Annotated in this window: 10 protein-coding genes; 6 read left to right on the forward strand and 4 right to left on the reverse strand. The window is 61.0% G+C overall.

Features of this window, described 5'->3' with window-relative positions:
- Positions 1-8: 8 nt before the first annotated feature.
- The gene (gene arcD / locus PMI21_RS23475; RefSeq protein WP_007934698.1) at positions 9-1,436 is read right to left on the reverse strand and encodes an arginine-ornithine antiporter; all 1,428 of its coding nucleotides are present in this window, start codon (positions 1,434-1,436) and stop codon (positions 9-11) included.
- 615 nt (positions 1,437-2,051) lie between these two features.
- Positions 2,052-3,383, reverse strand: a complete 1,332-nt coding sequence (locus PMI21_RS23470) for a CoA transferase (RefSeq protein WP_007934700.1) — start codon at positions 3,381-3,383, stop codon at positions 2,052-2,054.
- 457 nt (positions 3,384-3,840) lie between these two features.
- On the opposite strand from PMI21_RS23470, the gene PMI21_RS23465 reads away from it, so the two are divergent.
- Positions 3,841-4,203, forward strand: coding sequence for a DUF6124 family protein (locus PMI21_RS23465; RefSeq protein ID WP_007934701.1), 363 nt, complete (start codon positions 3,841-3,843; stop codon positions 4,201-4,203).
- Between the two features lie 144 nt (positions 4,204-4,347).
- Here PMI21_RS23465 and PMI21_RS23460 read toward each other — a convergent pair whose 3' ends face one another.
- The gene (locus PMI21_RS23460) at positions 4,348-4,812 is read right to left on the reverse strand and encodes a methylglyoxal synthase (RefSeq protein WP_007934704.1); all 465 of its coding nucleotides are present in this window, start codon (positions 4,810-4,812) and stop codon (positions 4,348-4,350) included.
- Positions 4,813-4,830: 18 nt separating this feature from the next.
- Entirely contained in the window at positions 4,831-5,832 is a 1,002-nt protein-coding gene (gene gap / locus PMI21_RS23455) for a type I glyceraldehyde-3-phosphate dehydrogenase (RefSeq protein ID WP_007934706.1), read from the reverse strand.
- A gap of 219 nt (positions 5,833-6,051) precedes the next feature.
- Here gap and edd point away from each other — a divergent pair, with 219 nt between their 5' ends.
- The 5 genes from edd (at position 6,052) to PMI21_RS23430 (ending at position 12,573) form a co-directional block, all read left to right on the forward strand.
- Positions 6,052-7,878: a phosphogluconate dehydratase gene (gene edd, locus PMI21_RS23450; RefSeq protein WP_007934707.1), complete on the forward strand. Its 1,827-nt coding sequence runs from the start codon at positions 6,052-6,054 to the stop codon at positions 7,876-7,878.
- A complete protein-coding gene (locus PMI21_RS23445) occupies positions 7,875-8,825 on the forward strand; it encodes a glucokinase (protein ID WP_007934709.1) in 951 nt (316 codons plus the stop codon). The genes edd and PMI21_RS23445 overlap by 4 nt, the downstream gene beginning before the upstream one ends.
- A gap of 109 nt (positions 8,826-8,934) precedes the next feature.
- Positions 8,935-9,666, forward strand: coding sequence for a response regulator (locus tag PMI21_RS23440; RefSeq protein ID WP_007934711.1), 732 nt, complete (start codon positions 8,935-8,937; stop codon positions 9,664-9,666).
- Positions 9,656-11,125: an ATP-binding protein gene (locus PMI21_RS23435; protein WP_007934714.1), complete on the forward strand. Its 1,470-nt coding sequence runs from the start codon at positions 9,656-9,658 to the stop codon at positions 11,123-11,125. The genes PMI21_RS23440 and PMI21_RS23435 overlap by 11 nt, the downstream gene beginning before the upstream one ends.
- Positions 11,126-11,313: 188 nt before the next feature.
- Entirely contained in the window at positions 11,314-12,573 is a 1,260-nt protein-coding gene (locus tag PMI21_RS23430) for a D-mannose isomerase (protein WP_007934715.1), read from the forward strand.
- The last annotated feature ends 6 nt before the right edge of the window (positions 12,574-12,579 follow it).

The following is a 12,579-nucleotide window of genomic DNA, read 5'->3' on the forward strand; positions in this document are numbered from 1 at the left end:
CAACAGTGCTAAAGGGTCAGGAAGCCGTCATACAGCCCATAGGCCGCCACCAGGGCGCCCGCGACGACAGCGGCGAAAATCAGCTTCTCGATGTTGGTGAAAACCGGTTTGTCGACTTCAAGCTTGGCTTTGGCGAACAGGATCGCGCCGGGGGCATACAGCAGGGCGGAGAGCAGCAGGTATTTGACGCCGCCGGCGTACAGCAGCCAGATCGCGTAGATCAGAGCGATGCCACCGATGACCAGGTCTTTGCTGCGCTCGGCCGCAGCGTTTTCATAGCTCTCGCCGCGCACTGCCAGCAGCACGGCATAGGCCGCCGACCACAGATAGGGCACCAGGATCATCGAGGTGGCGAGGTAGATCAGCGACAGGTAAGTGCTGGCCGAAAACAGTGTGATGATCAGAAACAGCTGCACCATCGCGTTGGTCAGCCACAGCGCGTTGGCGGGTACAAGGTTGGCGTTTTCACGGCGCAAAAACGCCGGCATGGTGTGGTCCTTGGCGGCGGCGAACATGATCTCCGCGCACAGCAACACCCATGACAGCAACGCCCCGAGCAAGGAAATGATCAGGCCGACGCTGATCAGCACCGCACCCCAATGACCGACCACGTGTTCCAGCACCGCGGCCATCGACGGGTTCTGCAGTTTCGCCAATGCCGGTTGGGTCATGATTCCCAGGGACAACACGTTCACCAGCATCAGGAACAGCAGCACGGTGATGAAGCCGATGACCGTAGCCTTACCCACGTCGCTGCGTTTTTCCGCGCGGGCCGAGAAAATGCTCGCGCCTTCGATGCCGATGAACACCCACACCGTGACCAGCATCATCTTGCGCACCTGGTTCATCACGCTGCCCAGGTCCGGGTTTTTCACGCCCCAGATGTCAGCGGTGAAGATCTCCAGTTTGAAGGCGAACACCGCGATCAACACGAACAGCAGCAGCGGCACGACCTTGGCCACGGTGGTCACCAGGTTGATGAACGCCGCTTCCTTGATCCCCCGTAAAACCAGAAAGTGCACCGCCCAAAGCAGCAGCGAAGCACCGATGACGGCGGCAGGAGTATTCCCCTCTCCAAATAGCGGGAAAAAATAACCGAGAGTGCTGAACAGCAGGACGAAGTAACCCACGTTGCCCAACCAGGCGCTGATCCAGTATCCCCAGGCCGACGAAAACCCCATGTAGTCGCCGAACCCGGCCTTGGCGTAGGCATAAACACCGCCATCCAGATCAGGCTTGCGATTGGCCAGGGTTTGAAAGACGAACGCGAGGGTCAACATACCCACCGCGGTAATCGCCCAACCAATAAGAACAGCACCAACGTCAGCACTGGCAGCCATGTTCTGGGGCAAAGAGAATATTCCACCACCAATCATTGAACCGACCACTAAAGCAACGAGCGCACCGAGTTTCAGTTTTCCGGGGGATTCAGACATAGCATGACTCCAGTGCAGGAGAAGAGAGGCAACAGAGTAATTCTGTTGGCTGTTCAATCAGCTGACATAGATCAGTGCATGGGCACATTCCATTGTTAATGAAAGACTTATGTATCTTTCTCAGGCACAAGGCCTTAATGCGATCTGTAGCAGCTGCCGAAGGCTGCGTTCGGCTGCGCAGCAGTCGTGAGTCCGGTTGCCGTGGTGTATCCGACGCACCGCAATGGTTTATTTGACGACTGCTTCGCAGCCGAACGCAGCCTTCGGCAGCTGCTACAAAGAATGCGTAGCGACTGAAAGTGCTTAAGTGAATAGCATTACGAAGTTAGTTTGTTTCTGCGGATTTATCAGGTGCGCGATACAAAACTCTTTACTGGCCGGACCTATAGATTGTTCGGCTATAAATAAAAGGAAATGGTCGGGATTAATGGATAAATGTTATTTGGTTTTATCTATTTAGTTAAAAATAAACTACGTGACAGTGTTTACGGTGACTGTTCGGGCCTCATCGCGGGCAAGTCGGATCGCCGCACCGCACGCTCCCACAGGATCACGCTGTACCTGTAGGAGCGAGCGGTGCGGCGATCCGACTTGCCCGCGAAAGCTATCTGATGGTCACCACCACTGCGCGCGATGGGCACCCAGTTCCCCAGCCGGCAGCGCCCACTGCAGCGGCGTCCCGGTGATCTTCAATGGCACCTGCAACCGATGGGCCGGCCCCCACGGTGTTTGTTCAATCAACATCCCTTGATCGTGGTCATCCTCTGCCCGTAACGGCTCATCCGTTCCGGCACCATGCTCGATCAGCAACTTCGCCGTTCGCGCTAGCGACAACCGCGCAGAGCCACCGTGGCCCAATAGCTTGATCGCACTGGCCGCCATCAAATACCCGGTGGCGTGATCAAGGGCCTGAACCGGCAGCGGTGTCGGTTTATCCGCCTTCTTCCAGTGCATGCCCGCGTCGGCAATCCCGCTGCTCATCTGCACCAGGCTGTCGAAGCCGCGACGGTTCTGCCAGGGGCCGCTCCAGCCGTAAGCGTTGAGGCAAACATCGATCAGGCCGGGGGCCAGTACCTGCCGTTGGGCGATGCCGTAACCCAGGCGTTCCAAGGCATCGGCGCGGTAGCCGTGGAGCAGGATGTCGGCGTCCTTGAGCAGGCTTTCGAACACCGCGCGATCAGTTTTGTCGTGCAGATCCAGGCGCGCGCAGCGTTTGCCCAGGGTCACTTCCGGCACCACGCCCGGTTCGTTCCAGGTCGGTGGGTCGATGCGCAGCACGTCGGCGCCGAGCCCGGCGAGGAAGCGGCTGGCGATCGGGCCGGCGAGCACCCGCGTGAGGTCCAGCACTTTGATCCCGGCCAGCGGTTGCGCCACCGAGCCTTGCCAAGGTTTCACGTTTCGGCTGCCACTGGCGCTGAACTGAATCAACGGTTCGGCGTTCACGGCCTGACCTTGGGGGTGGGCCTGCCATTGCTCCCAACTGCGCATCTCGGCGGCACAACCACCGGCTTCGACCACCGCTTGTTCCAGATCGCTTTTCGCCCACTGAGCCACTTTGCTCGCCATCGCTGCGCGGTCGGTGCAGGCGCCAAGTACCGTTTCGGCAGCAGCGCGGTGATGCGGCGCGTTGGTGTGCAGGCGGATCCAGCCGTCCTTGGTTGCGTAGTCGCCGGCGACCGGGTCCCACAGCGGCGGGACGTTCCAGCCCACGGGGCGGATCGAGGTGGCGAACCAGAACGACGCCAGGCGGCGGTCGACTTCAAGGCTGGGCAAACGACCGGTTTGTTGATGCAGCCGTTCGCTGGCGGCCTGGCCGGCGGCGGCAATGCTGGCGCAGGCCAGATCGGTCACGGCAAACGCCGAGGGCAGGGCGCCGCTCGAGGTGAACGGGATTGGGGTGTGAGGCAAGCCGAGTGCGGCTTGAATGGACGTGAGTAAATCAGTCATCGAAGGCCCTCCGGAACGAGAGCCCGAGCATAGTTCAAAAAAACGGCTCGGCCAGATGAAATCCGGTGGGGGAATTCATCGATTTCCGAGCGGCAATACACACGATCCAGAATGAGTGTTTAACGACACCCGGTGTTACGTCCTAAAGGCCACGAAACCTTGCGCCGTTGCCTACGCCTGCGCCAGAATCCGCCGGCTTGTGCGCCTTGGGGCCGGTCGGTAACTTGATTCGCGTCACTGATTCGCAGTGATCGGGTTTAGCAGCCCGGCTGTGTTAGCTCTCGGTTGCATAAGTCTCATCCAGTCAGGCATTCGCCTGTGCTCGATGGTGGCTGTGCGCATGGCACCTTCGGGTGCGCCGGGTTTTGGGAGCTTACCGGTCTGCTAACTTGCGCATAGCCGCCACCCATCCGTTTAGCAGCGAGACGGACGCGGCCTTACTAGAGGTAAGTATCCCATGTTCAAAGTAACGCCAAACCCACCGCTCACCGATCCGGTCTCCCCCTACGAATCCCCCGATTCCAGAAAACTCAACGAAGCCGCCGAACGCGCCCTCGACCATTACCTCAACCCGGCGGCCACGGTCATGGCCACACCCTATCAACCCAACAACCTGTATATGGCCAACCCTGCGGCCGCCACCGAACCGATGCTGGTCAACGCCAGCGAAACCCTGGGCTCGGCCACCGTCATGCTCAACGACTTCGCCGCCTTGCTCGAAGGTACCCACCGCAAAACCCTGCTGGGCATCGCCCAGGTCGTGATGCTGGCTGAGCTGGCTGTGAATCAGGTGCTGGATAAGGTAGTGCCGACTGAGTAATCCCCCGAGGATTGGGGAATTGTTGGCTGAGTTCGAAAGTTGTGTTGCCTGAAATGATGCCTTCGCGGGCAAGTCGGATCGCCGCACCGCTCGCTCCTACAGGGATGTGCATTCCCCTGTAGGGGCGAGCCTGCTGCCACAGCTTTACCCACGCCCCAGCAGATAGGTCGCGTAATCCGGGATGCGGTGTTCGTGGGCCTGATCCATCAACGGGCTGCTGAGCAGGTAGTCGGCGCTGCATTCGTTGCAGGCCACGGGGATGTTCCACACCGCCGCGACCCGCAGCAACGCTTTGATGTCCGGGTCGTGGGGTTGCGGTTCGAACGGGTCCCAGAAGAACACCAGCATGTCGACGCGCTGCTCGGCGATTTGCGCGCCGAGTTGCTGGTCACCGCCCAGCGGACCGCTGATCATGCTTTCCACCGACAGGCCGAGGCGTTGTTGCAATAACAACCCCGTGGTGCCGGTGGCAACCAGTTCATGCTGCGCGAGTTTGTCTTTCTGCCGCTCGGCCCAGTCCAGCAAAAACACTTTGCAGTGGTCATGGGCAACCAGGGCGATACGCTTGCGCGCCGCCATGGTCTTTTGCGTAAAGCTGATACCGATCATCGGTTGCTGCTCCACGGTTTATTCAGCGTTGCAGAGCGCCAGGCAGTTATCGAGCATGCGGTTGGAGAAGCCCCACTCGTTGTCGTACCAGGCCAGCACTTTGAGCAGCTTGCCGCTGGACTTGGTGTGGTTGGCGTCGAAGATCGACGACAGCGGGTTGTGGTTGAAGTCGCTGGAAACCAGCGGCAGGGCGTTGTAGCCGAGAATCTTCGAGTGCTGGCTGGCTTGTTTGAGCAGCGCATTCACTTCATCGGCCGACGCTTCGCGCTTGAGCTGCACGGTCAGGTCCACCAGCGACACGTTGATCACTGGTACACGCACCGCCATGCCGGTCAGTTTGCCCGCCAGCTCCGGCAGCACCAGGCCTACAGCTTCAGCGGCGCCGGTCTTGCTCGGGATCATGTTCTGGGTGGCGGAACGGGCGCGGTACGGGTCAGTGTGGTAGACGTCGGTCAGGTTCTGGTCGTTGGTGTAGGCATGGATGGTGGTCATCAGGCCACTTTCGATGCCCAGCTCGCGGTGCAGCACCTGGGCCACCGGGGCCAGGCAGTTGGTGGTGCACGAGGCGTTGGAGATGATCTGGTGCGACTGGCGCAGAATGTCGTGGTTAACCCCATAAACCACAGTGGCGTCGGCGCCTTTGGCCGGGGCCGAGATAATCACTTTGCGCGCGCCGGCCGTAATATGGGCGGCGGCTTTGGCACGGTCGGTGAACAGACCGGTGCATTCGAACACGACGTCGACCTTCTCCGCGGCCCAAGGCAGTTCGGCCGGGTTGCGAATGGCGCTGACCGAAATACGGTCGCCGTTGACGGTCAGGCTTTCCTGATCGTGCTGCACATCAGCATCGAATGTGCCGTGAACGGTGTCGTATTTGAGCAGATGGGCATTCATCGAGCTGTCACCCAGGTCGTTGATCGCAACGATCTGCAGATCCTGACGATAGCCTTGGGTATACAGTGCGCGCAGGACATTACGGCCGATACGGCCAAAACCATTGATTGCGATTCGAAGAGTCATTTACAGCGCCGCCGTCGTTTTGTTGTTGGAATTACAAGATTATTCGCAAAAAAATAGAAAACAAGCCTTTTTAGTGGCAATATTTTGTTTTATCTACAACGAGTGACCTGAATCAACTGGTCCGAATGATCAAGAAAGCCGTCTGTCATCCCGATCACAACGGCGTTTGATCAGCATAGACAATCAGGTCGCCACATCCGTTAGCCTGGAGTTCTACACATGCATCCCCGCGTCCTTGAGGTCACCGAACGGCTTATCGCCCGCAGCCGCGCCACGCGTGAGGCTTACCTTGCATTGATTCGCGGCGCGGCCAGCGACGGCCCGATGCGCGGCAAGCTGCAATGCGCCAACTTCGCCCACGGCGTGGCCGGGTGTGGCAGCGACGACAAGCACAGCCTGCGGATGATGAACTCCGCCAACATCGCGATTGTTTCGTCATATAACGACATGCTCTCGGCGCACCAGCCGTACGAAGTCTTTCCTGAACAGATCAAAAAGGCCCTGCGCGAAATCGGCTCCGTCGGCCAGTTCGCCGGTGGCACTCCCGCGATGTGCGATGGCGTGACCCAAGGCGAACCGGGCATGGAGCTGAGCCTGCCGAGCCGTGAAGTGATCGCGTTGTCCACCGCCGTGGCGCTGTCCCACAACATGTTCGACGGCGCGCTGATGCTCGGCATCTGCGACAAGATTGTGCCGGGCCTGATGATGGGCGCGTTGCGTTTCGGTCATCTGCCGATGATTTTCGTGCCGGGCGGGCCGATGGTGTCGGGCATCTCCAACAAGCAGAAAGCCGATGTGCGTCAGCGCTATGCCGAAGGCAAGGCGACCCGCGAAGAGCTGCTGGAATCGGAAATGAAGTCCTACCACAGCCCTGGCACCTGCACTTTCTACGGCACCGCCAACACCAACCAGTTGCTGATGGAAGTCATGGGCCTGCACTTGCCGGGCGCCTCGTTCGTCAACCCGAACACCCCGTTGCGCGATGCCCTGACCCGCGAAGCGGCGCACCAGGTCACTCGCCTGACCAAGCAGAATGGCAACTTCCTGCCGATCGGCGAAATCGTCGACGAGCGTTCGCTGGTCAACTCGATCGTGGCCCTGCACGCCACCGGCGGCTCGACCAACCACACCTTGCACATGCCGGCCATCGCCATGGCCGCGGGCATTCAGTTGACCTGGCAGGACATGGCTGACCTCTCCGAGGTGGTGCCGACCCTGAGCCACGTGTACCCGAACGGCAAAGCCGACATCAACCACTTCCAGGCGGCGGGCGGCATGTCGTTCCTGATCCGCGAACTGCTGGAAGCCGGCCTGCTCCACGAAAACGTCAACACTGTGCTCGGCCACGGCTTGAGTCGCTATACCCAGGAACCGTTCCTCGAAAAAGGCGAGCTGGTCTGGCGCGAAGGCCCGATCGAAAGCCTCGACGAAAACATCCTGCGCCCGGTGGCTCGTGCATTCTCGCCCGAGGGTGGCTTGCGGGTGATGGAAGGCAACCTCGGCCGTGGCGTGATGAAGGTCTCGGCGGTTGCGCTGGAAAACCAGGTCGTCGAAGCACCGGCCATGGTGTTCCAGGATCAACAGGACCTGGCCGATGCGTTCAAGGCCGGTCTGCTGGAGAAGGATTTCGTCGCGGTGATGCGCTTCCAGGGCCCGCGCTCCAACGGCATGCCGGAACTGCACAAAATGACGCCGTTCCTCGGTGTGCTGCAGGACCGTGGCTTCAAAGTCGCGTTGGTGACTGACGGGCGCATGTCCGGCGCCTCGGGGAAAATCCCGGCGGCAATCCACGTCAGCCCCGAAGCTTATGTGGGCGGCGCTTTGGCGCGGGTGCGTGAGGGCGATATCATCCGCGTCGATGGCGTCAAAGGCACCCTGGAGCTTAAGGTGGACGCCGAAGAATTCGCAGCACGCGAGCCGGCCAAAGGTCTGTTGGGCAACAACATCGGCACCGGTCGCGAACTGTTTGGTTTCATGCGCATGGCCTTCAGCTCCGCAGAGCAAGGCGCCAGCGCCTTTACTTCTGCCCTGGAGACGCTTAATTGAAACTGGCTTTGGTCGGTGACATCGGTGGGACCAACGCACGTTTCGCGTTGTGGAAAAACCAGCAGCTGGAATCGGTCCAGGTGCTGGCGACGGCAGACCACGCCAGTCCGGAGGAGGCTATCGCGCTCTATCTGAACGGGCTCGGCCTGGCGCCGGGTGCGATCGGTTCGGTGTGCCTGTCGGTTGCGGGCCCTGTGAGCGGCGATGAATTCAAATTCACCAACAATCACTGGCGGCTCAGTCGCAAGGGTTTTTGCCAGACCTTGCAGGTGGATCAACTGCTGCTGGTCAACGATTTCTCGGCCATGGCCCTGGGCATGACTCGCTTGCAGCCGGGCGAGTTCCGGGTGGTCTGCGAAGGCAAGCCGGAACCATTGCGGCCGGCGGTGGTAATCGGCCCGGGCACCGGTCTGGGTGTGGGCACGTTGCTCGATCTGGGCGAGGGGCGTTTTGCCGCGTTGCCAGGGGAGGGCGGTCACGTCGATCTGCCGCTGAGCAGCCCGCGAGAAACCCAACTGTGGCAGCACATCTTCAACGAGATCGGCCATGTCAGCGCTGAAACGGCATTGAGCGGTGGTGGTTTGCCGCGAGTCTACCGGGCGATTTGCGCGGTGGACGGCCACACGCCTGTGCTCGACACGCCTGAGGCGATCACGGCGGCTGGGCTGGCGGGCGATCCGATTGCCCTGGAAGTGCTCGAGCAGTTCTGCTGCTGGCTCGGTCGCGTGGCCGGCAACAATGTGCTGACCACCGGCGCTCGGGGTGGTGTGTATATCGTTGGTGGGGTGATTCCACGGTTTGCCGATTTCTTCATCGAAAGCGGTTTCGCCCGGTGCTTCGCTGACAAAGGCTGCATGAGCGATTACTTCAAAGGCATTCCAGTTTGGCTGGTGACAGCACCGTATTCCGGGCTGGTGGGCGCGGGTGTGGCGCTGGAGCAGGCCTGAGACCGCGTAATGATCGTTCCCACGCAGAGCGTGGGAACGATCGAACACCATAGATCCATGATCGATCAGGCATAATCCGCCCTAACACAAACAACAAGGATGCCGCCCCGTGAGCTCAGTCAACAAGTCGATTTTGTTGGTCGATGACGATCAAGAGATACGCGAGTTGCTGGACACCTACCTGACCCGTGCCGGTTTCCAGGTCCGCACCACGCCCGATGGCGCAGGCTTTCGTCAGGCGCTGAACGAGGCGCCGAGCGATCTGGTGATCCTCGACGTAATGCTGCCGGACGAAGACGGTTTCAGCCTCTGCCGCTGGATCCGCCAGCACCCGCGCCAGGCGCACGTGCCGATCATTATGCTCACCGCCAGCTCCGACGAGGCCGACCGCGTCATCGGCCTGGAACTGGGCGCCGACGACTACCTGGGCAAACCCTTCAGCCCCCGTGAATTGCAGGCGCGCATCAAAGCCCTGTTGCGCCGCGCGCAGTTTGGTCAGGAGCGTTCCGGCGGCGAAGTGCTGGCCTTCGACGACTGGCGGCTGGACATGGTCAGCCATCGGCTGTTCCACACCGACGGCGAGGAAGTGATTCTCTCCGGCGCCGATTTCGCCCTGCTGAAATTGTTCCTCGATCACCCGCAGGAAATCCTCGACCGCGACACCATCGGCAACGCCACCCGTGGCCGTGACCTGATGCCGCTCGATCGTATCGTCGACATGGCGGTCAGCCGTTTGCGTCAGCGCCTGCGCGACACCGAAAAACCGCCGCGGCTGATCCGGACCGTGCGTGGCAGCGGCTACCAACTGGCCGCCAACGTGGTTGCCGGCAATGGCCACTGAGTTCCTGCGCAAGCTCGCCGGGCGCGTGCCGGTGCCGCGCTCGCTGCTCGGGCGCATGTTGCTGCTGACCCTGTTGGCGGTGCTGTTCGCCCAGACGCTGTCGAGCGTGATCTGGGTGTCGCAACTGCGCGCCACCCAGCTCGAAGGCCTGGTCACCAGCGCCCGCAGCCTGGCCCATTCGATGACGGCCAGCGTCAGTTATTTCCGCTCGTTGCCGGTGGCGTTCAGGCCGTTGGTGCTCGACCAGTTGCGCAGCATGGGCGGCACCCGATTCGTGGTGACCCTCAACGACAAACCCTTGGGCATGGAAGTGCTGCCGATTACCCCGCGCAAAGAAGCGGTGCTCAAAGCGGTGGACGAAGTGCTGCGCCAGTCGCTGGGCCAGGACGCGGATATTTCGGTGACGTTCGTCAGCCCCGAAGACCTGCGGATTTTCAACGGTGGGTTGAAGCTCGATGAGTTGCCGCGCTCCTGGGCGCACTACGCGTTGACCCTGGAGCCGGTGAACCCGCCGGTGCTGGTCACGCAAATCCAGATGGCGCCGGGCGAATGGCTGTACATCGCCTCGCTGTTGCCCGAGCCCTATACCAGTCTTGAAGAGCAAGGCCTGCCGGCGCAGCAAGTCTGGTTCATCGTACTCACCAGCGGCTTCTTGCTGCTGTTCATCGGCCTGCTGGTGCACTGGCAGAGTCGACCGCTCAAACGATTGGCGCGGGCGGCGCGGGACATGTCTCTGGGGGCCGACGTCGAACCGGTCGCTCAAGGTGGCGGCAGTGAAGTGGTGGAAGTCGGTCGCGCTTTCAATGCGATGCGTGAACGCATCAGCCGTTACCTGACTGAGCGCAGTCAGTTGTTCAGCGCGATTTCCCATGACTTGCGTACGCCGATCACTCGGCTGCGATTGCGGGTCGAATTGCTTGAAGACGAACAGCTGCAAGCCAAGTTCGGGCGTGATCTGGATGAGCTGGAGTTGTTGGTCAAAGGTGCGTTGCAATGCGTGAAGGACACCGACATCCACGAAAACATCGAACCGGTGGACCTCAACCATGTGCTCGACTGCCTGGTGGAACCGTATCTGGCGCCCAACGGCAACGGCCGCGTGACTCAGCAGGGGCGGGCGCTGGCGCCGTATCCCGGCAAGCCGCTGGCGCTCAAGCGCTGCATCGGCAACCTGATCGACAACGCCTTGAAGTACGGGCAGAACGCGCATCTGCACATCGATGACGACGAGAGCGCGTTTGTGCTGCATGTCGACGACGAAGGCCCTGGCGTGCCCGAGCAACGGCTGGAGCAAGTGTTCGAGCCGCACTTCCGCCTGGCCGGGCAGCAGCAGGGTTATGGCCTGGGGCTGGGAATTGCGCGCAACATTGCCCATAGCCATGGCGGTGAAGTCAGCCTGCAAAACTTGCGTGAAGGCGGGTTGCGCGTGACGTTGCAGTTGCCGCGATCAATGGATTGAAAGCGACCCTGAAAGAGGGACTGCTGCGCAGTCCAGCGGGAGCAAGCTCCCTCGCCACAAGTAACCACTCATCTCAAGATCAGGGTGAATGTCACAACTCGGTGACATAACTCTCCCCCTTCGTTACCTGCCCGCCACCACCCGTTGTTTAGACTGGTCCCAGTCATAACAACAAAAAAAGGTACCGCATGGACACCTTCCAACCCGCCTTCAGCAGTTGGCTGAACGCGCCTGCCCATCAGCAATGGCTCGCCGCCGAAGGCCTGCGCCTGTTGGCGTTTGCCAAGGCTTCAAAACTTGCCGAAGGCTTCGGCAACCTCGACGATCAGGGCTGCCTGGCGGCCAATGCGCAAGCCGAAACCATGAACACCGCGCGCATGACCCACAGCTTCGCCATGGCCCACATCCAGGGCTTGCCGGGGTTCGCCGAGCTGGTGGATCACGGCATCAAAGCCCTTAGCGGGCCGCTGCGTGACGCCGAACACGGTGGCTGGTTCGCCACGCCCGAACACCGCGACGGCAATACCGGTAAAGCCGCTTACCTGCATGCCTTTGTGGCATTGGCCGCGAGTTCTGCGGTGGTCGCCCAGCGTCCCGGTGCGCAAGCCTTGCTCGACGATGCGATCCACATCATCGACAGCCATTTCTGGAGCGAGGAGGAGGGCGCCATGCGTGAGTCCTTCAACCGTGACTTCAGTTGTGAGGAAGCCTATCGCGGCGCCAACAGCAACATGCACGCCACCGAAGCCTTCCTCGCCCTGGCTGATGTCACCGAGGACAACCGCTGGCTGATCCGCGCGCAGCGCATCGTCGAGCGCGTTATTCACGATCACGCTGCCGCCAACGATTACCTGGTGGTCGAGCATTTCGACCGCGACTGGCAGCCGTTGCGCGACTACAACCACGACAATCCGGCCGACGGTTTCCGCCCTTACGGCACCACGCCGGGTCATGGTTTCGAATGGGCGCGGCTGTTGCTGCACCTCGAAGCCGCGCGGGTACAGGCCGGGATACTCACGCCGGGCTGGCTCGCCACTGATGCGCAAAAACTTTTCGAACACAATTGCCGCCACGGCTGGGACGTCGACGGTGCGCCGGGCATTGTCTACACCCTCGACTGGGACAATCTCGCAGTGGTTCGCCATCGCTTGCACTGGACGCATTGCGAAGCCAGTGCCGCCGCCAGTGCGCTGCTCAAACGCACCGGTGACGAGCAATACGAGCGCTGGTACCGACTGTTCTGGGAGTTCTGTGACAGTCATTTCATTGACCGCTGCGATGGCAGCTGGCATCACGAGCTCGATCCGCTGAACCATCCGAGCGCCGATATCTGGGCCGGCAAACCCGACCTGTATCACGCCTGGCAAGCCGTATTGATCCCGCGTCTTCCCCTGGCGCCGAGCATGGCCACGGCGCTGGGGCAATTGTCCCAGAGCGTTGCTGTGTAATCAGTT

Origin of the sequence: Pseudomonas sp. GM18, assembly GCF_000282195.1 — a bacterium.
In the GTDB taxonomy this organism is placed as follows: Bacteria; Pseudomonadota; Gammaproteobacteria; order Pseudomonadales; family Pseudomonadaceae; genus Aquipseudomonas.

What these genes read in the sequence shown, in the direction of transcription:
- edd (WP_007934707.1), top strand. Translation starts at nt 6,052, where the DNA reads ATGCATCCCCGCGTCCTTGAGGTCACCGAACGGCTTATCGCCCGCAGC.
- arcD (WP_007934698.1), bottom strand. Translation starts at nt 1,436, where the DNA reads ATGTCTGAATCCCCCGGAAAACTGAAACTCGGTGCGCTCGTTGCTTTA.
- PMI21_RS23465 (WP_007934701.1), top strand. Translation starts at nt 3,841, where the DNA reads ATGTTCAAAGTAACGCCAAACCCACCGCTCACCGATCCGGTCTCCCCC.
- PMI21_RS23435 (WP_007934714.1), top strand. Translation starts at nt 9,656, where the DNA reads ATGGCCACTGAGTTCCTGCGCAAGCTCGCCGGGCGCGTGCCGGTGCCG.
- PMI21_RS23460 (WP_007934704.1), bottom strand. Translation starts at nt 4,812, where the DNA reads ATGATCGGTATCAGCTTTACGCAAAAGACCATGGCGGCGCGCAAGCGT.
- gap (WP_007934706.1), bottom strand. Translation starts at nt 5,832, where the DNA reads ATGACTCTTCGAATCGCAATCAATGGTTTTGGCCGTATCGGCCGTAAT.
- PMI21_RS23470 (WP_007934700.1), bottom strand. Translation starts at nt 3,383, where the DNA reads ATGACTGATTTACTCACGTCCATTCAAGCCGCACTCGGCTTGCCTCAC.
- PMI21_RS23430 (WP_007934715.1), top strand. Translation starts at nt 11,314, where the DNA reads ATGGACACCTTCCAACCCGCCTTCAGCAGTTGGCTGAACGCGCCTGCC.